Source organism: Paenarthrobacter sp. PH39-S1 (assembly GCF_030063245.1).
Classification (GTDB): domain Bacteria; phylum Actinomycetota; class Actinomycetes; order Actinomycetales; family Micrococcaceae; genus Arthrobacter_M.
The window spans coordinates 63,436-85,429 of the sequence record NZ_JASISR010000015.1; the positions used below are offsets into that span (position 1 = coordinate 63,436).

The 21,994-nt window shown below is 62.9% G+C and carries 21 protein-coding genes and 3 pseudogenes; 16 read left to right on the top strand and 8 right to left on the bottom strand.

The features are described from left to right. The first annotated feature begins 11 nt into the window (after positions 1 to 11). A complete protein-coding gene (locus tag QMG52_RS11325; protein ID WP_283560510.1) occupies positions 12 to 554 on the top strand; it encodes a dihydrofolate reductase family protein in 543 nt (180 codons plus the stop codon). A 998-nt stretch (positions 555 to 1,552) separates the two neighbouring features. On the opposite strand, the gene QMG52_RS11330 is transcribed toward QMG52_RS11325, so the two are convergent. The 4 genes from QMG52_RS11330 to QMG52_RS11345 form a co-directional block, all read right to left on the bottom strand. Continuing rightward, entirely contained in the window at positions 1,553 to 1,903 is a 351-nt protein-coding gene (locus QMG52_RS11330; RefSeq protein WP_283560511.1) for a DUF1801 domain-containing protein, read from the bottom strand. A 320-nt stretch (positions 1,904 to 2,223) separates the two neighbouring features. Next, a complete protein-coding gene (locus QMG52_RS11335; RefSeq protein ID WP_283560512.1) occupies positions 2,224 to 2,502 on the bottom strand; it encodes a hypothetical protein in 279 nt (92 codons plus the stop codon). 258 nt (positions 2,503 to 2,760) lie between these two features. Then, the gene (locus tag QMG52_RS11340; protein ID WP_283560513.1) at positions 2,761 to 4,089 is read right to left on the bottom strand and encodes an RNA polymerase sigma factor; all 1,329 of its coding nucleotides are present in this window, start codon (positions 4,087 to 4,089) and stop codon (positions 2,761 to 2,763) included. A gap of 38 nt (positions 4,090 to 4,127) precedes the next feature. Continuing rightward, entirely contained in the window at positions 4,128 to 4,454 is a 327-nt protein-coding gene (locus QMG52_RS11345) for a YciI family protein (protein WP_349361704.1), read from the bottom strand. 829 nt (positions 4,455 to 5,283) lie between these two features. Between QMG52_RS11345 and QMG52_RS11350 the strand changes: the two genes are divergently transcribed. The 12 genes and pseudogenes from QMG52_RS11350 to QMG52_RS11405 form a co-directional block, all read left to right on the top strand. Next, positions 5,284 to 5,625 (top strand): ArsR/SmtB family transcription factor, encoded by a 342-nt coding sequence (locus QMG52_RS11350; protein WP_283560515.1) that lies wholly within the window; start codon positions 5,284 to 5,286, stop codon positions 5,623 to 5,625. Beyond that, complete coding sequence (locus QMG52_RS11355; protein ID WP_283560516.1) at positions 5,615 to 6,112, top strand: SRPBCC family protein; 498 nt, start codon at positions 5,615 to 5,617, stop codon at positions 6,110 to 6,112. The genes QMG52_RS11350 and QMG52_RS11355 overlap by 11 nt, the downstream gene beginning before the upstream one ends. Before the next feature lie 2 nt (positions 6,113 to 6,114). Further along, entirely contained in the window at positions 6,115 to 6,603 is a 489-nt protein-coding gene (locus QMG52_RS11360; RefSeq protein WP_283560517.1) for a DUF1579 family protein, read from the top strand. Positions 6,604 to 6,631: 28 nt separating this feature from the next. Further along, on the top strand, positions 6,632 to 7,321 hold the full coding sequence (locus QMG52_RS11365; RefSeq protein WP_283560518.1) for a DUF998 domain-containing protein: 690 nt from the start codon (positions 6,632 to 6,634) through the stop codon (positions 7,319 to 7,321). Positions 7,322 to 7,327: 6 nt separating this feature from the next. Further along, positions 7,328 to 7,702, top strand: coding sequence for a VOC family protein (locus QMG52_RS11370; protein ID WP_283560519.1), 375 nt, complete (start codon positions 7,328 to 7,330; stop codon positions 7,700 to 7,702). Between the two features lie 98 nt (positions 7,703 to 7,800). Further along, entirely contained in the window at positions 7,801 to 8,004 is a 204-nt protein-coding gene (locus QMG52_RS11375; protein WP_283560520.1) for a hypothetical protein, read from the top strand. Between the two features lie 386 nt (positions 8,005 to 8,390). After that, entirely contained in the window at positions 8,391 to 9,389 is a 999-nt protein-coding gene (locus QMG52_RS11380) for a zinc-binding dehydrogenase (protein WP_283560521.1), read from the top strand. Positions 9,390 to 9,461: 72 nt separating this feature from the next. Beyond that, complete coding sequence (locus QMG52_RS11385; RefSeq protein ID WP_283560522.1) at positions 9,462 to 9,800, top strand: EthD family reductase; 339 nt, start codon at positions 9,462 to 9,464, stop codon at positions 9,798 to 9,800. Positions 9,801 to 9,949: 149 nt separating this feature from the next. Beyond that, positions 9,950 to 10,945, top strand: coding sequence for an RNA polymerase subunit sigma-70 (locus QMG52_RS11390; protein WP_283560523.1), 996 nt, complete (start codon positions 9,950 to 9,952; stop codon positions 10,943 to 10,945). Positions 10,946 to 11,331: 386 nt separating this feature from the next. Then, a pseudogene (locus tag QMG52_RS11395) lies at positions 11,332 to 11,739 on the top strand (ISL3 family transposase); the annotation flags it as partial. Between the two features lie 412 nt (positions 11,740 to 12,151). Beyond that, positions 12,152 to 13,576, top strand: a complete 1,425-nt coding sequence (gene rox / locus QMG52_RS11400; RefSeq protein WP_283560557.1) for a rifampin monooxygenase — start codon at positions 12,152 to 12,154, stop codon at positions 13,574 to 13,576. 152 nt (positions 13,577 to 13,728) lie between these two features. Beyond that, positions 13,729 to 14,757, top strand: a pseudogene (locus QMG52_RS11405) (ISL3 family transposase); the annotation flags it as partial. Between the two features lie 10 nt (positions 14,758 to 14,767). Here the strand turns inward: QMG52_RS11405 and QMG52_RS11410 are convergent. After that, entirely contained in the window at positions 14,768 to 16,279 is a 1,512-nt protein-coding gene (locus QMG52_RS11410; RefSeq protein WP_283560524.1) for a glycosyltransferase family 39 protein, read from the bottom strand. Positions 16,280 to 16,835: 556 nt separating this feature from the next. Here QMG52_RS11410 and QMG52_RS11415 point away from each other — a divergent pair. After that, positions 16,836 to 18,176: an APC family permease gene (locus tag QMG52_RS11415; RefSeq protein WP_283560525.1), complete on the top strand. Its 1,341-nt coding sequence runs from the start codon at positions 16,836 to 16,838 to the stop codon at positions 18,174 to 18,176. A 265-nt stretch (positions 18,177 to 18,441) separates the two neighbouring features. On the opposite strand, the gene QMG52_RS11420 is transcribed toward QMG52_RS11415, so the two are convergent. Then, a complete protein-coding gene (locus QMG52_RS11420) occupies positions 18,442 to 19,470 on the bottom strand; it encodes a sigma-70 family RNA polymerase sigma factor (RefSeq protein WP_349361700.1) in 1,029 nt (342 codons plus the stop codon). 104 nt (positions 19,471 to 19,574) lie between these two features. Here QMG52_RS11420 and QMG52_RS11425 point away from each other — a divergent pair, with 104 nt between their 5' ends. After that, entirely contained in the window at positions 19,575 to 20,147 is a 573-nt protein-coding gene (locus tag QMG52_RS11425) for a dihydrofolate reductase family protein (RefSeq protein WP_283560526.1), read from the top strand. Positions 20,148 to 20,384: 237 nt separating this feature from the next. After that, positions 20,385 to 20,927: a dihydrofolate reductase family protein gene (locus tag QMG52_RS11430; RefSeq protein ID WP_283560527.1), complete on the top strand. Its 543-nt coding sequence runs from the start codon at positions 20,385 to 20,387 to the stop codon at positions 20,925 to 20,927. A 321-nt stretch (positions 20,928 to 21,248) separates the two neighbouring features. Here QMG52_RS11430 and QMG52_RS11435 read toward each other — a convergent pair. Together QMG52_RS11435 and QMG52_RS11440 are read right to left on the bottom strand one after the other, a co-directional pair. Further along, positions 21,249 to 21,416: pseudogene (locus tag QMG52_RS11435) on the bottom strand (sigma factor); the annotation flags it as partial. A 56-nt stretch (positions 21,417 to 21,472) separates the two neighbouring features. Then, on the bottom strand, positions 21,473 to 21,802 hold the full coding sequence (locus tag QMG52_RS11440) for a YciI family protein (RefSeq protein ID WP_283560509.1): 330 nt from the start codon (positions 21,800 to 21,802) through the stop codon (positions 21,473 to 21,475). Positions 21,803 to 21,994: the final 192 nt, after the last annotated feature.

Sequence of the window (21,994 nt, forward strand, 5' to 3'; positions counted from 1 at the left end):
CCAGGCAACCGGTGGTCCAGGTGAGGACCGGGGAAGGTGGCTTCGAGCACGGCGGCTGGCAGTACAGGTACGTCGGTGAGGAGGAGATCGTCGCGGAGTGGGAGAGCAAGACGGAGGCGTTGCTGCTCTGCCGAGAGACGTACGAGATCTTCGCCGGCGCATGGGGTGTGTTGGACGAAGACGCAGAGGGCCTGCAGGGGGAGTTGACCGGGAGGAACAACCGCATCCCCAAGTATGTCGCGTCGCGCACGCTGACTGAGGTTGGCTGGCAGAACACGCGGCTCCTCGGCTCCGACGAGGCGGCTGCGGTGGAGAAGCTGCATGCGGAGCGGGGCGGCGAGATCCGGGTGTGGGGGAGCACCCAGCTGATCAGGACGCTGGCCGAGCGCGACCTGGTCGACGAATACCGGCTCGTCGTCCACCCCACCGTGCTGGGCACGGGCAGGAAGCTGTTCTCCGGCGGGTTCCCACTCACCAGACTCGCCCTAACCGAGACCCGCGCCCTGCTCTCCGGAGTGGTGATCAACACCTACCGGAGATCCCACGCCAGCTGAGGCAAAGACCAACTCCAAGAGCTGCGAAGAACCGGCGAGCCCCAGCCGTCGATCGTAGCCGAGTCGGTCGATGTGACGCCGGTTTACCGCGATCGGCGTCGCACCGATGCGAAAGGCAAGGATCATGGGCAAGTTCATCGTTTCCATCACAATACGGTCAACAGTCTCGTCACAGGGGCCACCGTTTGGCGACGAGACTGACTTCATACAGTGGTAAGTGCCGCGCACCAGGCCGGGACCGTCGTCGACGACGTCGCCAGTCCGGCCTGCCGCGACCAGGTTCCCGATCACCGCTTCCACCCCTGCCACCCGTCGTCGCGGCCGATTCAGCAGGACGCGGGCCGGTCGAGCAGCAGCGTCCACTCGGCCTCGTTGCCGGTCATCACTGCGGCCCGTTCGAACTCCGAGCGCGCCTCCTCGCGGCGTTCGAGCTTAAGCAGCAGGTCACCCCGAACGGCCGGCAGCAGGTGGTAGCGGCGCAGGGCGGTGACCTCGGACAGCTTGTCGACGACGGCCAGCGCGGGTGTGCGTCCGCCGGGCCATCGACACCGCGACGGCCCGGTTCAGCTCGACCAACGGCGAGCCGGTGAGCGCGCTGAGTTCATAATAGAGCTCGGCGATGCTTTGCCAGTCGGTACCCGCTGCGCTCGTCGCGGGGGTATGGCAGGCGGCGATCGGGGTTAACCACGAGATCGGCGGCTCTCCTACGCCACCGGCACTTACAACACCTGGTGCGGATGAGCTAACACCAGCTATCCGAAGTCGCAGCAACACCCAATGACCTGCAACTTGAGATACTGACCCAGCTTGGACGCATAGGGTCCGGCAGCAACCGGCGCGAATTATCTGAGCGCTCTCAGTACGTCAGCCACTCCTTGAGAAGCGCATGTGCGGCTCTCGAAGACGATGTCGTACGCGAGTAAACTTGCAACTGTTTCGACGTCGCTGTTGGCCCGCGCCCGGACGAAGAGCATTGAGATCTGTGTGGGTGGTGGGATTCATTTCCGGTGAGCCAGGAGCGCAGCGCGTTCCACGAGGTCGCGGAACGCGGTGTGCCCGAGAGTCGTAAGCGGGGTGATTCGAATGGTGCGCATCCGAGCGTTGGTCGTTGGTTCGAAGAGGCCCGCCCGGTCGGTGAGTTCGCATCCCCGGAAGAAATAGATGTTGATCCACTCCTTGGCAGAGAATGTTTTGAGAACGGCCGATCCGTCGATTTCGAAATAGGGGTTTCCCCATTTGATGTGTTCGACGAATGGTGCGGCGGACCTGATGTCGCTCAGTAGTCGCGGGTAGGCGAGACGCTGCCAGCCTTCCAGGTCTTCGACAAAGACATCCACGGAACCAGGCATCAGCCCTCCCTTCGGCCAGTAGATGCTTTCACTTCACTGCGAGCAAAGGGGCGCTGGAGGAGGCGCTAACAGGTGGATGTGCTGAACTGAAGCGATGATTTTTGGGCTTTTGGCCTCTGTTGCGATCCTCGCTCGTCGTCAGGGTATCTGATTCGCGTGGAGACTGTTCATGCGATATCTGTTTCGGCTGACATTTGATTCCACCTCCATCAGGGTTCGCGCCTACATACTCAGCGTGACCGACGGGCCGTGCTTCGAGACGAGGAATGGATCGGATCCTTGACTGGCTTGGGCTCCGTTACCGCCCGTAGAACCATGTTCTATAGAAGGTGCCCATAAGACCCCTTATAGTATGCCAGTTCACGGCGATTCCGCTCCTCGTCCAATTGGCGGCGGATGTGAAAGTTGTTGATTGCCCTGTCCCTGCGCATGGCGGCGGCTGTGTCGCGGCGGGATGCCGCGGCGTTGCCCCAGCGCAAGAGCCCGGTACCGATCCATACTGCAAGGCGGCTAATGCCGACCAAATGTGGACGCGAAGGCATCGAGGCTGGAACACGGTAGCGCGGCGAATCGTCGATGGAAATATTCATGTGGTCCATTGGGAACTCCTTGGTCGCTGATTTGTCGATGTCATGTTGATGCCGCTGGAGCCGGATTGGCTCCCCGCAGCGCAATGGGCGCCTTGAGCGTTCATAAGCGCTCATGAATTGATCCGGCGCCCGTCGATCCGTGCGAATTCCGTGTCGACGAGCCGTGCCCTGCCGGATTCAAACTGGTCCGTCATGCCTTCATAATGACAGTGGCAGGAATTTAATGCCTATAGTGAAAACTGTCATTAAGGTACGGTATTCTGCCAATCATTGCGGGTTGCGGGTCGGCCCCGCGGGGGTGGTGGGCTTGCCGGTTTCGGCCAGCCGCCTGCTGAGGTAACGGCGTTCGACGTCGGACGGCGCTAGGTCGCGGGCTCGCCGGTAGTAGTCCGCGGCGTCGGTGCCGCGGCCCAGGCGTCGAAGCAGGTCCGCCCGAGCGGCTGGCAGCAGGTAATAGCCCTTGAGTACGCCCGCGTCGTCCAGGCGGTCAACGAGTTCCAGCCCGGCTTCCGGTCCTTGGGACATTGCCACGGCGACGGCGCGGTTCAGCTCAACCACCGGGGAGGGTGCCACGGCGGCCAACGCGTCATACAGCCGCACCAGCCGGGCAAAGTCGGTGCCTGCCACGTCGGGGGCATCCATGTGGCAGGCGGCAATCTGGGCCTGCAGCTGGTAGCTGCCGGGCCCTTGTTTTCCCGCGATGCGCCTTTGCTCGGCCACTCGCAGCACAGCAGCGCTTTCGGCAATTGCCGTCCGGTCCCATAGCCGGCGGTCTTGTTCCTCCAATGTCACTAGGTCGCCGGCCGTGTCTATCCTGGCGGTACTGCGAGCGTGTTGCATCAGCATGAGCGACAGCAGGGCCCGGGCCTCGGCGGCCAGCGGGGTCGCGTCCATCAATTCCACCAACATGCGGGCCAGGCGAATCGCCTCCCGGACCAACGGCTGGCGAATCAACTGATCGCTGCCGCTGGCCGAATAGCCTTCGTTGAACAGCAGATAGAGCACGGCAAGCACGCCTCCGGTGCGTTCGGGCAAAAGCTCCAGCGGCGGAACACGGTACGGGATACCGGCATTTCGTATCTTCGCCCGCGCCCGAACCAACCGTTTGGCCATGGTCGCCTCCGGAACCAGAAAAGCCCGGGCGATCTCCGCCGTCGTCAGCCCGGCAACGGTGCGCAGGGTCAGGGCCACACGAGCCTCCAGCGCCAGCGCTGGGTGGCAGCACGTGAAGATCAGCCGCAGCCGGTCATCCAGTGCCCCGGCGTCGGCGACCAGTGCCCCGGCGTCGGCGACATTGCCAGACCCCTCAAACTCAGCATCGAAGGCAAGCCGGCGCAGCGCGTGGCTTTCGGACGCCGAGCGGCGAAGCTGGTCAATGGCGCGATTCTTGGCAACCGTAGTTAACCAGGCCACAGGATTGGCGGGAATACCACGCCGGGGCCAATCCGAAAGTGCCCGGGCAAATGCGTCCTGCACACAATCCTCGGCCAAGGCCCAGTCCCCGGTCACCCGGATCAGCGTGGCGATGATCCGCACCGACTCGGCGGCAGACGCGGCCGCGACGACGGAGCGCACATCCTCATGCTGCCAGCTCATGGAACTCCTCCTTCCACTCCGCCCACCCTGCGGCGGGCCTAGCCCTCGAGTGGCCAGACGGGCCGGATCTCGATCTTCCCGAAGCGTGCCATCGGGTGCTTGGAAGCGACTTCGATGGCTTCGTCGAGATCCTCACAGGCAATGATGTCGTACCCGGCAATCCATTCCTTCGTCTCGGCAAACGGTCCGTCCGAGACGATCACCTCTCCCGAACGGACCCTGACAGTGGTTGCATCCTCAACCGGCCGAAGCCGGTCACCGTGCAGGCTGACACCTCGGCCCTCCATCTCCGTCCCCCACTCCTGAATGTTGTCTTCCGCGGCCACATACGGCGGCGCTTCCGGATCGGTGCAAATGAACAGCATGTATTTCACGGGGCTCCCTTTGTTCGGTGCTTACGTACATACGACGGACAGGGCACTGCTGAAAGGACAATCCGGATCAAAGAATTTCCCCCACGCCAGTATGCGGCCAAGGCTGGCCGGGTCCGCTGCCTCGGACAACACAGCTGCAACCGGGCGCGCCTGTTGCGCCTCGGCTGGCGCTGGCGGACAGGAACGAATCGTTGACAGCTAATTCCCTGGCCTTGTGCTCGCAGACGTCCTCGGTGGCGTCCCCTGGCCCCTCAGCGCCGAAGACGGTGAAGGGGCGTTGCCGCCTGGTCCCTGGAGGTGCAGTATGTTAGCGACCTGGCACGTAATGCAGCCCTGTTCGGCGTGGCAACCGGAGGCAGAAACCGGATAGCGGCCCTCGCTGCTCTTCGGACTCATAGTTGGCTGCTCCTTCGTCGCATCCGAATTTCCTGTTTCTTGCTCCTGTCGTGCCTGTCCCCGCGCTCCTCTGCAAGCAGTTGCTCGGCAGCACTCATACGGCTGGCTATTACTCGGGAAGAGTTAAATGGTTGCTGGGGCAGGGGCGCTAAAGGCAAGTTTGACGCCTACTGCGCCGAGCAGACATCCGGTGATCCAGCGTTGCCATGTGAGCCACGATGGGCGGGATTTGAGAAAGACCGCGATGTGAGCACGATCGCTGCGTTCGCGATCATGCTGACGGTGATCCGCCTGCTCGGCTTCATCGGTCGCGACCGGCTCCGCGGAAGGGTGCGAATGACGTTCACCGCGTGACGGCAGGCGAGGCATAGAAAAGCCATAATTTAGTATTGACTTAATTAAGCGGAGTCTGTAATTTGGTCGCATGACCGTAAGCCAGCCCACCGTTTTTGGCGCCTTAGCCGATCCGACTCGCTTGACCATCGTCGACATGCTGGCCAAGCGTGGTGAACTGTCGGCAAGCGCTATTAGCAGTGTTTTCAGCGTCAGTCCCTCGGCAATCTCGCAGCACCTGAAAGTTTTACGCGAGGCCGGGCTCGTGCTGGTCAAAAAGCAGGCCCAGCAGCGGATTTACCGGCTGGATACCGCCACCATAGGTGAAACCCAACGATGGTTGGCCGAGCGTACGGTCCAGTGGAATGCGCGCCTAGACGCGATGGAGTCGTATATCGAACGCATCAATGAAGGAGTAGAAGATGGCAAATAAGGACACGAGAGACATCGTCATCACCCGCATCCTCAACGCACCGGTTGAGACGGTCTGGATGCTGTGGACTGACCCTAAGGCGGTCACGGGGTGGTGGGGCCCGGAAGACTACACTTCCCCGTCGGCCCGGATCGATCTCCGGGAGGGCGGCTCCTATGTCTTCTGCATGCGCGCGCCCAGCGAACAGGGCGGCCAAGAGAGCTTCACCGGTGGCACCTACAAGAAAATCATCCCGACGAAACGGCTCGAGTTCACCCAAAACCTGACCGATGAGACAGGGAAACCATTGCCCGACGAAGAACTGCCGACTGGTTTCTCCCAGAACGTGCACACGGTCATCGAATTCAGAGATGTGAACGGCCTAACGGAACTCACGATCACCGAGAAGGGCTGGACCCGGAGCCTGATGTCCGTGTTTGCATACGCGGGTATGCATCAGTCGCTCGACAAGATGGCCGCGAACCTCAACAAGAACAAGGCGGCATGAATATGACCGACAACGATCCCGATACGCCGTTTGAGATCACCGAACCACACGTTCCAGTACCTGACGCCTCCCTAAAAGGCCTCCAATCGCTCCTCGGCTCCTGGACTCTCAAAGGCCACCTGACCGGCTCTGACGAGGAAAACATCACCGGCATTACCACGTTCAAATGGCTCCCCGGCGGCTTCTTCCTACAACAGGACGCTGAAATCAACTTCATGGGCATGCTCATCGAGAGCAGGGAGATCATCGGCTATGACGCCCATTCTGCGACCCTCAAATCGTATGTGTTCTCGAACCTGTCACCAGATCCATGGCCCTACGAATGGGAAGTCGACGGCGACGAACTCATCATTCGGGTGGACTACGGCGCGCTCAACGCGACGTTCACAGGGAGCATCAGCACCTTCACCGGTGCGTGGGCACCCAATCCTGGCGCAGACCCCGCCGCCAACGTGGCCTACGAGATCAGGAGCGAGCGAGCTCGTGACTAAGACATCTGTGGATGGTTCAACGACTCGCTTGTTCCTGAAAGCCGGCGTCGCGATAGCCCCGTGGTTCCTTGTACTATCACTCCTGCAGGCCTTGATCCGTCCCGGCTTCAACCTCACCAAGCACGAACTCAGCCTGCTGCTTGTCGGACCGTTTGGGTGGGTGCAAACTATCAACTTCCTCGTTTCAGGACTGCTAGGAATCGCCTTCGCCGTCGGGCTGCGGCGGCTGCTACATTCGGGGAAGGCGGGGATCTGGGGTCCGGCCCTCGTCGGGGCCTTCGGCTTCCTCTTCCTCATTGCAGGAATCTGCCATCCCGATCCGCAACTCGGATTCCCGGTCGGCGCACCGGAGGGTGTGCCCACGCTACAAAGCTTGCCGTCGAATATTCACAGCATTGCGTTTTCGGCACTTGCCCTTGCAATCGTGGCGGCGGCCTGCGTATTCGTCTGTAAGTTCGCGGCCGACCAAGACCGGGCGTGGGCAATCTTCAGTTCTGTGTGCGCGATTGCCATCATCGCCTTTGTGGGGACAGGGGGCGCACTCATGCCTAGCAGCAACGGCGGATTGGCCCTCCTTGGCGCTGCGATCGCAATAACGGGCTGGGTTTCAGTCACCGCACTTCACTTGCTCCGCGAAGGGCACACCTCAGCAACTGCGCGCATCCAAAGCTTGAACGAACTGCGCGACCCTAAGACCCCTCGAAATATTGAAAGGTAAATATTCATGGATATGAAACTCGAACTGGTGCCACTGCCGGTAGCCGACGTGGAGCGGAGCAAGGCCTTCTACATCGAAACCGTCGGCTTCAATCTGGATCACGACGTCCAGCCCGGCAACGGCATGCGAATCGTCCAGCTCACACCCCCGGGCTCAGCCTGTTCGATCGTCATCGGCGCCGGAATGGGCAACAACAGCCCTGCCGACGGCACCGTCAAGGGTTTGCACCTTGTCGTCGACGACATCGCGGCGGCATGCGAGCAACTAGTGGGCCGTGGCGCCGCCATCAGCGACATCCAGGACATGGGCGGCGTCAAATTCGCGTACTTCAGCGATCCCGACGGCAACTCCTGGGCACTGCAAGAAATGGGCGATATGTGAGTAGCTTGGACTGGCCACGAAAGAACTCGCGACAACCCAAAGTCTAGGCATACGCCTCGACGTCAAGGAGCGGGCCCCCTTGAAGACGAAAGGACCTGGTGTTCGCGCCAGTCGATCACCAGGTCGGTTTCCACGACGTCGCCGGCCGCGGTGCCGATATGCAACCTGGCGAACTGCTTTACGCGCCGCAACACCTCGACGACGTGTCCAGCGTCCAATTACCCAGTTTCGTGGGCAACGAATTTCTGTTCGAGCTCCTCGTTCAAGGCGTCCGCGAGACGTTTGAACTGTTGAAGGGCTAACTGGACCGGATCGCCGAATTTGAGCCCGACGACCGCCTGCTGCGCTCGTAGTCAATGACTTTGATAGGTCGCAGCACACCGTCGTTCGGCTGCGATTCGACCAACGCGCCATCACCTTCATGCAATGACGACGCGCCGAAGGTCGGTCGAAACTCGCCGTTGTCCGCTGCCACAACGCTCCGTCGCCCGCAGGGTCCACCACGATTCGGCGGGCTGATCTCATGCCCAGACCTGGGTGTCCCGCTCGGCGGGGGCCTGACTTGATGCGGTTCGTGAGTAGGCGATTCTTTTTCGGGGTGACCGGGGTCTACATGGTAGGGGCAAAGGGGCCGGCGACGGGCCGTTCTCTCCCTTGACTCACGACTACACAGAAAGGCTGATCGCCGATGAACGTTCCAGCGACCATGTGCGCAATGCAGCAGACATCACTTAACGGGCCTCAGGACATGCGTCTGATTACCGATGCCCCAGTACCGGTTCCCGGCCAGGACGAGGTCCTGATCCGCGTTGCCGCCGCAGGGGTCAACTTCGCGGACATCTCGAAGGCTCACGGCACATTCCTGGGCGGCCCACGACCGCCATATCTGGCGGGATTCGAGGCGGCTGGCGAGGTCGTAGCGGTCGGCGATGCAGTGGCCGCGATCGGCCCGCAACCGGGGGACCGCGTCGTCGGTGTCGGAGACGGCGCATTCGCTGAATTCATGGTGCTGCCCGCGTCCGGGGCGATGCCGTTGCCCCCGAGTTGGACGGAGGAGCAGGCGCTTGGCCTCCTTGTCAACTGGCCTACCGCGCTGGCCGCACTCAAACCATTGGGAGGTATCACCGCCGGGCAGACTGTCCTGGTCCACGCCGCTGCAGGCGCGACCGGCCAGGCAGCGGTAGTGATAGCCAAACATTACGGGGCGACGGTCATCGCCACCGCCTCACCGGGCAAGCACGAAACCGTCCTAGCCCTGGGCGCTGACCACGTCGTGGACAGCCTCGGCGGCGATGTCGCCGACGAGGTGCTGCGACTGACCGGCGGTGCCGGCGTCGATATTGTTTTGGAGTCGGCGGGCGGCGCGACCTTCAACGCCAGCCTCGCTGCAGCCAAACGGGTCACTGGCCGAGTTGTCGTCTACGGTATCGCGGGCGGTGAAGCTTCGATCACCAACTGGGACCTGGTGTACAAGCACCAGGTCCATGTGATCGGTTTCAACATCGGCGTTTTGATCCAGGCCGCTCCGGAAATCTTCGGCACGGTCATGGGCGAGCTGTCCGTGCTTCTTGCCATCGGTGTGTTGACCCCTAGTCGGCCCACCTTTTACGAACTCGCCGATGGCCCTAAAGCACTCGAGGATCTAGAGTCCAGATCCACCATCGGCAAACTGGCCCTCTTGCCCTGAGCCGAGTTCCGCCTATTGCCGCACCGGCCCCGCACACGCTCGATAGTTTCAGGGAAACAGGAGTTAAGACAGATGACCGCGACCAATGATCTAGTCGAAGAGCCGGCGGCGCGATTCTTCGTCGTGTTTGACACGCCTTCTGACATAGTTGCATTCGAACGTCACTACAACGACGTCCACATGCCAATGGCGAAACAGCTTCCGGGCCTGCGCCGCTACACACGCAGCCATAGACCCACGCCCGTGGTAGGCGATCCTAGCTATCTGGTCGTCATGCTGGACTGGGACAATATGGCTGCGCTGGAAGCAGCGTTCGCCTCCGAGGTCGGTCAGCGCACCGCTGAGGATGCCGAAAACCTGAAACGTTTCGCGACTATGCGCGGCATGATCATACGGCTCAACGAAGTCTGATCTCGTGGCACCGCCTCCGGTGCGGAGCGGCGCCCTGGGGCTGGTACGCCAGCATCGTCGATAGTTAACTGAGGCCGCCTCGTGTCGTCGTCTGGCGGGCGCAATCAACTCCTAGACCTATCCATACCATCTGAGGACTAGCTAGTTACGTGACACCACCTCCGCAGGCAGCACACAGTCACGACCACTTTGCTGCTGAGACAGGGCGATTCCGTCGGGAGCTCTTGGCACACTGCTACCGCATGGTCGGCTCCGCTCACGACGCCGAAGACCTTGTACAAGAGACCTATCTACGGGCGTGGCGAGCTTACGGCACCTTCGAGGAGCGGGCATCGCTGCGGACATGGCTCTACAAGATCGCCACCAACGTCTGCCTGACAGCGTTGAAGCCGCGCTCGATCCGGGTGCTGCCTTCGGGGCTTGGTGATCCGTACGACGGACCCGATCGCCCGCCGAGCCCCGTGCCACCGGGCGAGGTCTCCTGGATCGAGCCTCTGCCGGACATATGGCTCACTCCACCCGCCGACGATCCAGCAGGCGTAGCGATCCAACGCGAAACTCTGAGGCTTGCCCTTGTCGCCAGCCTGCAGTATATCCCCTCCCGGCAACGTGCAATCCTCATCCTGCGCGACGTGCTCGCATTCTCTGCCGCCGAAACTGCGGAGGTCCTCAGCACCACCTCGGCGGCGGTCAAGAGCGGACTCCAGCGCGCGCGTGCGCGCCTGAATGAACTGGACCTAGAGCCCGCCGAATTGCTACAGCCGACCGACGAACGGGCACGAGCATTGCTCGAGGGCTACATCGCGGCTTTTGAGCACTCCGATGTCAGCCAACTGGTGCAGGTGCTACGCGCGGACGCCACATTGGAAGCGACCCCGTTCCGCGACTGGCAGTCTGGCATGAGGATGTGCACGTACGTGCTCGACACTTACGTCCTGGGCACACCAGGCGACTGGCGGATGATCGCAACCACCGCGAACGGTCAACCCGGTGCCGTCGTATACCACCGGGACGGTGACGGCGTACTCCAAGCCGACGGAGTCGTGGTGCTGGCCGCCACCGCGGCGGGTATCTCCCACGTCATCAAATTCCATGATCCAGCGCTGGTCGCAACTTTCGGTTTCCCGAACATGCTCGCACGATGAAGCCCAGGTGAACGTACCCCACCGAAAATAGCGTTTGACGAATATGGGCCTGTCGTAATTGATCAGGATTGAAATACTGTGCCCGCGTCCACGCCCCGGTGAAGGATGGTCAAGTGCGCCTTCGTCGGACCCGGAACCGATCGTTTCGGATCAGCGTCGCGCCGACACGCGCTTGACGCATTCTTGACACGGTAGTCGAGAAGCAGGTTGCTCAACGGCGATATCACGCCCCGAATGGGGGCGAGGAGGATCGGCTGCAATTCGTTGAGAAGTTCGCCCGCAGCCGGGGCTTGCGACATCAACAACGCCCAATTGGAGTCCAAACGGTGCCATTGATGCAGCCATCGGCTATGTCGGCGCCCTGGACGAATCAGTTGACGAAGGAACGCGACATGGCCACGCTGGGCAAATTCTTTGACGCCCTCGGGGAGGAACGATCCGCCGCGATCACGCAGGTTTCCGCCGACGGGGCCGACTGGATCGCCACTGTTGTCGCCGCTAAATGCCCCAACGCGGTCCGCTGCGCTGACCCGTTCAACATCGTTAAATGGGCTACCGAAGCCCTTGACGATGTCGGCCGAGCCGCCTGGAACGACGCCCGCAAAGCCGCCCGCAGCAACGAGGCCAGCAGGGGCAGAGGACGCCCGCCCAAAGACGCGCCACCCCGGCCTGACAGTGCCCGTGCCATCGGGTTGAAGAACTCCCGCTACGCGCTCTGGAAGAACCCGGAAGACCTCACCGAGAAGCAGCAAGCCAAGCTCGCCTGGATCGTGCAAACAGACCCGAGGCTCGGGATCCCCTTTCAGGCTCTTAACAGTGGAGGGTGTAGCGGTCGGAGGCCTGTTCGACGGCGACACGGCAACAGACATTATGGCGGTTGCGCACCGCGTGGCTGGCGTGATAACTTTCCGTTGATCGTGATCAATCTGCAGGAGGTGATACCCATGAACGCAATATCAGCAATGGGTGCTCCCTGCAGTCCACGACCGCGCGACTGAGATAGTCGCCACCGGGAGCGCCCGATAACGCAATTCGCGAAAGGCGACTCCCATGAACACAACCCCTTCTTCAACTCAGCGCAGCAGTTCAACCACCACTTCCGATGGCATCGCGGTGCCGCCAACATCACGGCACGGAAACGGGCCCATGCCCGCCCAGAAGGTCGGCGCCAGGTCGTCGGCCTCCGGCGCCGATCGCGCGCCCCTCATGTTCGACGTGATCATTGCCGGGTGCGGGCCGACTGGTTCGATGCTGGCCGCCGAACTTCGACTGCACGACGTACGGGTACTCGTCCTGGAAAAGGAAATCGAGCCCGCATCGTTCGTCCGCGTAGTCGGTCTGCACATTCGCAGTCTCGAGCTGATGGCAATGCGCGGACTGCTGGAGCGCATTCTCGAACGCGGAAGACGGCGTCCGGCCGGCGGTTTCTTTGCCGCCATCGCCAAATCCGCGCCGAAGGGCCTGGGTTCCGCGCACGCCTATCTGCTGGGCATCCAGCACCCGGTCATCGTGCACCTGCTCGAAGAACATGCGATCGAACTGGGTGCACAGGTCTGGCGCGGTTGTGCGGTGGCCGATTTCGAGCAGGACGACGAGGGCGTGACCGTCGAATTGGCCGACGGACAACAGCTGCGTTCGCGCTATCTCGTCGGCTGTGACGGCGGGCGCAGCACGATCCGCAAACTGCTCGGCGTCGGCTTCCCGGGCGAGCCCTCGCGGACCGAGACGCTGATGGGCGAGATGGAAGTGGGTGTGCCGCAGGAGGAGATCGCTGCCAAGGTGGCCGAAATCGGCGAGTCCATTAAGCAATTCTGGCTCAGGCCCTTCGGCGAAGGGGTCTATCAAGTCGTAGTCCCCGCCGCGGGAGTTAGCGATCGCGCGGAAACGCCCACCATCGAGGACTTCAAACAACAGTTGCGCTCCATCGCCGGAACCGATTTCGGTGTGCACTCCCCGCGCTGGTTGTCCCGCTTCGGGGATGCCACCCGGCTGGCCGAACGCTATCGGGTCGGACGGGTGCTGCTGGCCGGCGATGCGGCACACGTCCATCCACCGACCGGCGGACAGGGCCTCAACCTGGGCATTCAGGACGCATTCAACCTTGGCTGGAAACTGGCCGGACAGATCCGCGGTTGGGCGCCGGAAACACTCCTGGACACCTACCAGGCCGAACGTCATCCGGTCGCCGAGGACGTGCTGGACAACACCCGCGCCCAGATGGAACTGCACTCCACCGAACCGGGCCCGCAGGCCGTGCGCAGGCTGCTCACTGAACTGATGGACTTCAACCAGGTGAACCGCTATCTGATCGAGAAGATCACCGCGATCGGCATCCGCTACGACTTCGGCGAAGGCCCCGACCTGCTCGGCCGCCGCCTGCGCGACGTCGAGGTGAAACAGGGCCACCTCTACGGTCTGCTGCATCGCGGCCGCGGCCTGCTGCTGGACCGTACCGGACGCCTGGCCGTCGGCGGCTGGTCAGACCGGGTCGACTACCTCGCAGATCCCACGGCGGTACTTGATGTTCCATGCGTCCTGCTACGCCCCGACGGCCACGTCGCCTGGATCGGCGACGATCAGCAGGACCTGGACAACCACCTCTCCCGCTGGTTCGGCAAGCCGGACAACTGATTGCGCCTGAGCAACCGAAAAGCCCGAGAGGAGGAGTAGAGGCAGCGGCCTTCCGGGGGCGTCGGGATTAGATTTCCCGACACCCCCGCCGCCCGGGCCCGCAACCGCCCGAAGATGAAGGTTCCTACGCCAGCCGTCCAGAAGATCTCGACGTGCACAACGCTTCTCCTGCAACGGGCTTCGCCTGCCCTGACCTGACAGTGTTCTGCCGCCTCGCCGAGCTCGGTCTCGAGGCCGTCGAACAGCGCCTCGAACTCGATCGCGCGGTCCTCGCATGCCGGGTGGTCGATCCCGATCAGTGATGCCGGCGCTGCGGCTGCAAAGGTGCACCGCTTGACACCGTGACCCGGCGTCTCTCCCACGAGCCGTTTGGCTAGCGGCCTACGATCCTGGAGGTCGTCGTGCGCCGATATCGATGACCTGGGCTGCGGGCACGTGTGGCGCCAGGACACCACCAAAACAGCCAAGTCGCGAGTCAAACAAACTGTCACGCTGCGGACTGCAATGGGCGCCCGAAGCGATGGTGGTGCAGCACATCACCGTCGCCAGGGGCGCTGAGGGTCTGGGGATCGCGTGAAACACCGCCAACGCCGCCGTTCTGGCCGAAGGCAAGCGAGTCCTCCTCGCCGACCCGGCCGGTTCGACGGCGTCAAGACGATCGGTGTGGACGAGCAAGTGTGGCGCCTCACCCGTCGCGGCGACAAGTCCGTCTCCGTCATCATCAACCCCCACGGCGATTCGCGACGGCAGGGGGCCTGCCCGGCTGTTGGACATGGTCGAAGGCCGCTCCAAACAGCCGTTCAAGACCGGGCTCGCCGACCGACCGACAACGTGGCGCGATGCGGTCGAGGTCGTCGCGATGGACGGGTTCGCTGGCTTCAAGACCGCCACGACCGAGGAACTCCCCGACCCCGTCGCAGTCATGGATCCCTTCCACGTGGTCCGCCTGGCCGGCGACGCACTCAACCGGTACCGACAGCGGGTCCAGCAGGCGGTCCATGGCCATCGCGGCCGCAAATGCGACCCGTACTACTCCGCACGCCGCACCCTGCACACCGGCTCGGGTCTGCTCACGGACAAGGAGAAGGAACGGCTCACTGCGCTGTTAGCCGCCGACGCTCATGTCGAGGTAGAAGCGACCCAGGGACATTTACCAGCGAATGATCGGCTCCTACCGCGATTTGCCAGTGCTCAGCCAAAGTGCTGGAAGGCCGGCCAGATCGTTGACCAGCTTCCCTTCAGGCCGTGACAGAGCGTGACGGGCTGGTCCTGCTCCTCGTTGTCAACGTCGACGCCGTTATCGAGTGTTCCGACGGTGGTGCAGGACTTGAAATACTGTGCGGTGCTGCGGATTTGGCCACCGACGACGACCGCAGTTCCGGCGGCATCCGGCGGCCTCGCGGCGAAGTACAGCTCGTTGTGGCCGCTGTACGGGTGGGGGAGTCCCAGTGCGGGACCGTACCGGGCGATAGCACCGGCTTCGCCGTAGTTGCTCGTGATGATGACCGCACGTCCGGCGTCGGCCGCGCTCAGGCCATGGTAGACAGCGGCGACTTGGCCGACATAGGCCGGCCAACCAACCTGGTCCGCGGCGACCTGGCTCACGGACGGAACCGGGCTTGCGCCAAGGATGGACAGCGGCAGCACGGGCAGACCCAGAACGGCGGAGACCGCGGCGTTCACGGCGATACCGATGACGAGGACGGGAAGCCACCACCGCGCGGACCGGGAGGTGAACTGGGCCGCTGGCACGCAGCCTGCAGCAAAAAGGACGGAGAGGATGCCGACCGGATAGTAGAACTGAGAACCGGCAACAAAGGTGAAAACGAGAAGGACCGGAAACGCCACCGCGAGGCACCGCACCGGCCGCCACTGGGGCCGCCGGATCAGTGCCGTCAGCCCGGCTACCCAGATGGGCACCAGGGGTGGGCCCAGCAGGAGCAGCAGGAACGGCCACATCTGCACCCGCACCTCGTCGGCGTTCCTCCGGGCCAGCGCCGTGCCCATGCCCAGTTGAGGCCACCCGTGCAGTATCTGGTAGATCAGATTCGGGGCGCCGATGACCAAGGCGACCAGCACCGCCGCCAGAACGTGCTTGGACCACAGTGCCCGACGTGGCCCGGCAACGAGCAGTCCGACCGCCAGGGCGACCAGAAGGGCTGCGATCAGCAGCTTGTTGTACATGCTCAAACCGACGACGAGACCGGCCGCGTACCACCATCGCGGCTGGTTCCGGAGCAGGGCCCGCATGACCAGCAGGACCACGGCCGGCCAGACCAGCAAATCGATGGTGGAGGTGAGCATCACGTGCCCCATCAGCAGAGGGAACGCAGCGAACGCATAGGCCCAGGCACACAAACCCTGGGCGCCCCTGCCACCACCAAGTTCACGGGTGATCAGGGCCAGCGCCAGGACCGAGGCGGCAGTAGCGAGCGTGGCCGGAATCCGGATCGCCCACGCCTCGTCAGCGACCACCGCGGTGAACAGGCGCACGAGCAGCGGAGTCAGCGGCGGCTGATCGACGTACCCCCACGCAGGGTCCAGCATCCGGAAGTACAACTCGTCGCGGTGGTAGCCGTACCCGGCACTGGCAACGGTAAGCACGACGACGACGGCCACCATAGCGGAGAGCACCGGCCCGCGGGCGAGCAGCGGCAGTTCGAAGTGCTTCTGCTGATCGACTTCAACAGTTCGCGTTCCCATGGTGGCCCCAAGCCTGTGATTTGTTTCCGGACAACAGGTCAATCAATAGCAGACGACGACGGGGTGCGCACAGCCCTCGCTGTTGCAGGCTCGCGGCCTCGGTCGAGGCCGAGCAGCCGCATGAACTGAGCGAGGCTGTTGATCAGTCTATGCTTCTCGGCTTCCGACACGTGGAGGAGGGCTGCGTCGACCGCGTTGTCGATGGTTCGTTGTCCGCGGGTCCGCAAGACGCCCTTCCGCGCCTGTTCAGTAACTCGTAAGGCCGTTGGTCGTCGGTCCTGGGGGCAGGCTCGACGCTGAATATCCCTGCTTCCTTACATTCGTGCGGCGATGCGAGAGACGAGGCTTTGTGCCCAGATGCGTGAGCAGTTTCATCGTTCACCGCAGAGACCCGTCTCGTTCTCGCATCCCGCAGTGCCGACCGGGGCCCTCTCGGAGCACGCGCAGCCGCCGGGCAAGGAATCTCAGGAGCGCGGGAATGATTGGCAGAATACTGGGGCCCAATGACTGCTTTCACGATAGACAGTAAATTCCTGCCACTGCGAGCATGGAAGGCATGACCGATCACCTAAAATCTGTTCCGGCAACAATCGGTCCTTCGACCGCTTCGTCCGTTTCCGGCGGTACTGTCGGGGTCCTGCAGGGATCTGCACTGTATATTTCGGCGGTGTTGGGCTCGGGCATTCTGGTGCTTCCCGGCCTTGCCGCTGCAGTCGCCGGACCAGGATCCATTCTCTCGGTGATTGCTGTCCTGGTGCTGTCGGTACCGCTTGCCGGAACCTTCGCGGCGCTGGCCGCACGCTATCCGGATGCCGGCGGCGTCGCCACTTTCGTTCGACTTTCCCTCGGAAAGACGGCAGCCAGGATGGCGGGATACTGGTTCTTCTTCGGAGTCTGCGTCGGTGCTCCCGTTGTCGCGGTTCTGGGTGCCTCCTACCTCATGGCGGCCATCGGAGGTCCTCGGTGGATGATCGTCGTTGTCGCCGTTCTACTCCTCATCCCGCCCTTCGTCTCCAACGCCTTCGGGCTCCGCGTTTCGGGACGGCTGCAGCTGGGACTCGCTGGAGCACTTGTGGTCATTGTGACGGGCGTGATCATGGTGTCTGCTCCGGCCGCGCGCCCAGCCAACTTTGAACCGTTCTTGTCGCACGGATGGACCGGGGTCGGGGCGGCTATCAGCCTGTTCGTCTGGGCCTTCGCCGGGTGGGAGGCCGTGACGCATATCGCCGGAGAATTCCGAAACCCACGTCACAGCATCCCGCTCGCCACCGGAATTGCCATTGCGGTAGTTGGTGTTGTGTACCTCTCCCTGCAATTGACGACGGTGGCAGTGTTGGGCCCCAGGGCCGGCAGCAGTAGCGTTCCGTTATTGACCCTGGTTGCGACGAAGGCAGCCGGCGCAGGCCAAGTGTTTGTTGCAGTGATTGCGGCCGTGGTGACGCTCGGGGTGCTCAACGCGTACCTGGGCGCCTTCGCCAAACTTGGCGCGTCGCTGGGACGGGACGGCGATCTACCGCATTGGTTCGCCGCAGGCGCGGAACCAGGGACAGTTCCGAGGCGCAGCCTGGCAGTCGTCGCCGTGCTCACCCTGACCTACCTCGCCGCACTGGTGGCGAACGGACTGGATCTCGCTCCGTTCATTCTGATCCACACCAGCTGCATGGCGGCCGTCTATGCGGTCGGAATGCTTGCCGCGGTGCGGCTGCTGCGTCGTTTCTCGTTAGGCTGGTGGCTCGCCGTCACGTCGTGCATACTGGTCACTGGCCTCCTATTGCTCGCCGGCCCAAGCCTGCTCGTCCCGGCAATCCTGGCTGCCGCTGCACTGCTGGTCACCCTCGTGAAGCAGCAGCGTCACCATACCCAAACCTGCGCTAGCACCGGCCCGACTTGCGACTGACAGTGGCTTTCTCGTGCCCTAATGGTGTGTCTCCAAAATAACCAACGGATATCGGCTAAACGGAGGACTGTCGAACCTGCGCCTGTATTTGGTGATCTCCGATATTCAGCGTGCTTCGCTGGAGGTGACCTCGAAGGCACGTCCTGCCCCACACCTGCAGGTGTAGCTGATCTGGACCCGCCGGAGCAGGCGATCATGCTATGCAAATCCTGGGTGAGGCAACCGGATCGAGCGGAGCAGTGGCGTTGGGTCGGTGATTGTTCGACTACTTTGATGGGCAGACTGGGAGGACCGGCTCAAGGCGAAACGCATGGAACACGGCGGGATCCTGAAACACGACGTTGCGAGTGATCCCACCGCCACTGACGGTAATGATCTGGAGCGTGTGGAGTACGTATGTTCCCGTCCGGTCCGCGCAGTAGGCGGCCAGGGCCCACTGTCCGTTCGCTGAAGTGGCGAGAATGCGCCAGCTCGCCCCACGCAACCGGAAAACGCGGGACATGAAGTCGCCGTAGTTTTGCCGGCCGCGATACCACAGCGGCACGGGCGGCATTTCCAGAACAACGTCGTCGGTCAGCAGCGCGATAAGGGCAGCCACATCTGCCGCTTCGAAAGCGTCGATGTATCGCTGGATGATCCCCTCGGCGACGCCGCCATCCAGCGCCCCGATTGATTCTTCGCTCGGCGCAGCCTTGACGAGGGTGGCACGGGCACGCTGCAGCGCACTGTTCACAGCGGCGACGGTGATACCGACCTGACCGGCAACCTCAGCGGCGCTGAATTGCAAGACATCACGCAAGACCAGGACCGCCCGCTGCTTCGGTGGCAGCAGTTGCATCGCACCGACGAGGGCGAGCCGCACGCTTTCCCGCTCGACCGCGCGGGCGCCCGGGTCGATAATCAACTCTCTGAGGTAACTATTGGGCAGAGGTTGCAACCACGGCACGTCGAAATCGGGCACGAGCGGCGCTTCCGGATTGTCACTAGCCGCGCCGAGCCCCGAGGGCAGCGGGCGCCGAGCCGCGCCCTTCATGGCACTTAGACAGGCGTTGGTGGTGATCCGGTACAGCCACGTGCGAATCGATGCTTGCGTCGGATCGTACCTTTCCCGTGATCTCCAGGCTCGCAGGAGCGCCTCTTGCACGACGTCTTCAGCCTCCTGCACCGAGCCGAGCATCCGGTAACAGTGCACGACGAGCTCACGGCGGAACGGCTCCGTAGCCGCAGCGAAGTCCTGCTCGAGGGTCCCTGCCACGCGCCCCTCCTCACGTTTATCCTGCCGCCGCAACGCCAATTTCCCGAATCATTTCCTCACGACCGATGAATTCGCCGCCGGGTCACGGTATGTACTTGTGACCATAACGCACAGTGGCCTCGCCGCGTGAGAAAGGAAATGCCATGAACCGCATCATCGTCATCGAATTCATCACCCTCGACGGAGTTGTGGAAGACCCCGACGGCTCGGCCGGGATGCCGGGCGGGGGCTGGGCCTTCCGCTACGGACCCGAAGCGGTCGCGGGAGACAAGTTCAAACTGGGGGAGCGTCTCGAGAATGGCTGCCTCCTCTTAGGCCGCAGAACCTGGCAGCAGTTCTCCACCATCTGGCCGAACCGGACCGACGAGTTTTCCACCAGGATGAACAACGCGCGGAAATGGGTAGCGTCAACCACCCTCCTCGAGACGGAGGCGTGGAACAACTCATTCGTCATCACCGAAGAACTGACCGAAGCGGTCATTAGGATGCGGGCCCATCAGGACGTGATCGTCATCGGCAGCACCAGTATCGCGCACACCCTGATGCAGCATGGCCTCGTGGACGAATACAGGCTGCTGATCTTCCCCACGGTGCTCGGAAGCGGCAGGCGCCTGTTCGACGGAAGCGCACCGCAAGTCAACCTGCAACTGACGTCCGTGCAGAGGAGCGGAGCCGCCGCACTTCTACGGTACCAACGAGCCGACGACGGTGCGTGATATCGACACCAACCGCCAAGCGCACTTCGGTGGTGCGGCGCAAAGGCGACATGCCTGTAAGGCCTCGTTTCGCAAAGGAGCCGCAGTTAGTAACGTGGGGATCTATACCTTTAGCGTCAGACGCGGTTCGTAGTTCGGAAGTTTGAGGTACCGGATTCTGTTGGGAGCGTTCACCCGCGCCCTACATCACCATTCACTCGAGCATCTCGTGTCATCCATCCCGGAAGGAAGCAGCGCATGGCCTCACTGGTCCTAAAGATGTCCGTCTCGCTCGACGGCTACGTCGCACCAATTGACGGGAGCACCGACTGGATTGCCGCGGGCAGTTCCGATGATGCCCTCAGTTGGACCATTGACACCGTGAGCAAAGCAAGCGCGCACCTCGTGGGCGCCGCCACCTACTCGGGGTGGGCGAGCTACTGGCCCGGCGCCTCGGGGCCGTTCGCCGAGGCGATGAACGAGATTCCCAAGGTTGTGTTCTCGAACTCGCTTGCGTCTGCCGACTGGGACGAGACGACGATCGCCACGGGAAACCTGGCTGATGCCATCACGCGGCTCAAGCAGGAGCGCCCCGACGGATATCTGCTCGCCCACGGCGGGACGCGGTTCGCTCGTTCGCTGGTCGAGACCGGCTTGATCGACGAGTATCGGCTTGTCATCCACCCGGTCATCTTGGGTTCGGGCGAGCGGATTTTCCTCGCACCGCTCACCATCGAGCCGATGAGCACCACCGTCTTCAGCGGCGGAGCCGTCGCCCACGTCTTCGCGGCGCACCCGTGATCGAGCCTGACCGACCGGGGGAGTGGACGTCGTCACCTCGCCGTAGCTATTGTCGAGCATGCTCGACAATAGCTCACATGCTGTGCGTATACCGGCGAGCCGAGCGCGAACGAAGCATGACGGCGACCTCCACACCGTCCGGGTGAGACCTCCAACCATGCGCAGTGTCAGCGCCACCCGGGCCTCCATGGTGAGCGCCGGATGACAGCAGGTGAAGATCAGCCGGAGCCGGTCGTCCTCGATCGCGCCGAGAGACTCGGGCGGGTCGTCGTCGTACAAAATCCGAGCCTCCTTGTGCTTGTCGTCGCGCTTGTTCTCGCGCCGGAGCCGGTCGATGGCCTTGCGGTTGGCGGTGGTAGTCAGCCAGGCACCGGGGCTGGGCGGCACGCCGTCGGCAGGCCACCGCTGGAGGGCGGTAGCGAACGCCTCAGCCGCCGCTTCCTCGGCGATGTCGAGGTCACCGAAACGCCTGGTCAGGGAGGCGACCATCCGCGCCCACTCCTCGTGGTGAATCCTTGCGATGGCAGCCCTGGCGTCGATCACGCTCACACGACCAGGAACGGCCGCACCTCGACCCTCCGGTTGCAGGCCTTCGATCCATCGGCGGCGAGTTTGAGCGCCACGTCGAGGTCGGGGGCCTCCATGATCCAGAAACCGGCGAGGTACTCCTTCGTCTCGACAAAGGGGCCGTCGGTGAACAACGCTTCCTCGCCCCGGCCGTCGATGACGGTGGCCGCGTTGGGCGACGCGAGGCCGCCGGCGAAGACCCAGTAACCCTCCGTCTGGAGCCGATCGTTGAACGCGTCAATGGCTGCCATTTCGGCCGGTGTGGCGAGGTCGAGCTTGTCGTGGATCACGGAAACCAGGTACTGCATCTCGAATCATCTCCTCTGGTATCGGGCACCCTCATGGGTGGCCGTTCACCTCTTCTACGAACACCCCTGGCCCAATCCGACACCGTCTCGGACTACTTTTCAAGGACTTCCTGATACGCGTGTGCATAGTCAAGTAGGCCGCCGTTAGAACCGACCGGGAGGCATTGAGGGACAGTTGCGGTAAGCCGCAAG

Excerpts from the sequence above, each read along its gene's own strand:
- QMG52_RS11330 (WP_283560511.1), bottom strand. The coding sequence starts at position 1,903 with ATGCCTGGTTCCGTGGATGTCTTTGTCGAAGACCTGGAAGGCTGGCAG.
- QMG52_RS11335 (WP_283560512.1), bottom strand. The coding sequence starts at position 2,502 with ATGGACCACATGAATATTTCCATCGACGATTCGCCGCGCTACCGTGTT.
- QMG52_RS11340 (WP_283560513.1), bottom strand. The coding sequence starts at position 4,089 with ATGAGCTGGCAGCATGAGGATGTGCGCTCCGTCGTCGCGGCCGCGTCT.
- QMG52_RS11345 (WP_349361704.1), bottom strand. The coding sequence starts at position 4,454 with ATGCTGTTCATTTGCACCGATCCGGAAGCGCCGCCGTATGTGGCCGCG.
- QMG52_RS11350 (WP_283560515.1), top strand. The coding sequence starts at position 5,284 with ATGACCGTAAGCCAGCCCACCGTTTTTGGCGCCTTAGCCGATCCGACT.
- QMG52_RS11355 (WP_283560516.1), top strand. The coding sequence starts at position 5,615 with ATGGCAAATAAGGACACGAGAGACATCGTCATCACCCGCATCCTCAAC.
- QMG52_RS11360 (WP_283560517.1), top strand. The coding sequence starts at position 6,115 with ATGACCGACAACGATCCCGATACGCCGTTTGAGATCACCGAACCACAC.
- QMG52_RS11370 (WP_283560519.1), top strand. The coding sequence starts at position 7,328 with ATGGATATGAAACTCGAACTGGTGCCACTGCCGGTAGCCGACGTGGAG.
- QMG52_RS11380 (WP_283560521.1), top strand. The coding sequence starts at position 8,391 with ATGAACGTTCCAGCGACCATGTGCGCAATGCAGCAGACATCACTTAAC.
- QMG52_RS11385 (WP_283560522.1), top strand. The coding sequence starts at position 9,462 with ATGACCGCGACCAATGATCTAGTCGAAGAGCCGGCGGCGCGATTCTTC.
- rox (WP_283560557.1), top strand. The coding sequence starts at position 12,152 with ATGTTCGACGTGATCATTGCCGGGTGCGGGCCGACTGGTTCGATGCTG.
- QMG52_RS11410 (WP_283560524.1), bottom strand. The coding sequence starts at position 16,279 with ATGGGAACGCGAACTGTTGAAGTCGATCAGCAGAAGCACTTCGAACTG.
- QMG52_RS11415 (WP_283560525.1), top strand. The coding sequence starts at position 16,836 with ATGACCGATCACCTAAAATCTGTTCCGGCAACAATCGGTCCTTCGACC.
- QMG52_RS11425 (WP_283560526.1), top strand. The coding sequence starts at position 19,575 with ATGAACCGCATCATCGTCATCGAATTCATCACCCTCGACGGAGTTGTG.
- QMG52_RS11430 (WP_283560527.1), top strand. The coding sequence starts at position 20,385 with ATGGCCTCACTGGTCCTAAAGATGTCCGTCTCGCTCGACGGCTACGTC.
- QMG52_RS11440 (WP_283560509.1), bottom strand. The coding sequence starts at position 21,802 with ATGCAGTACCTGGTTTCCGTGATCCACGACAAGCTCGACCTCGCCACA.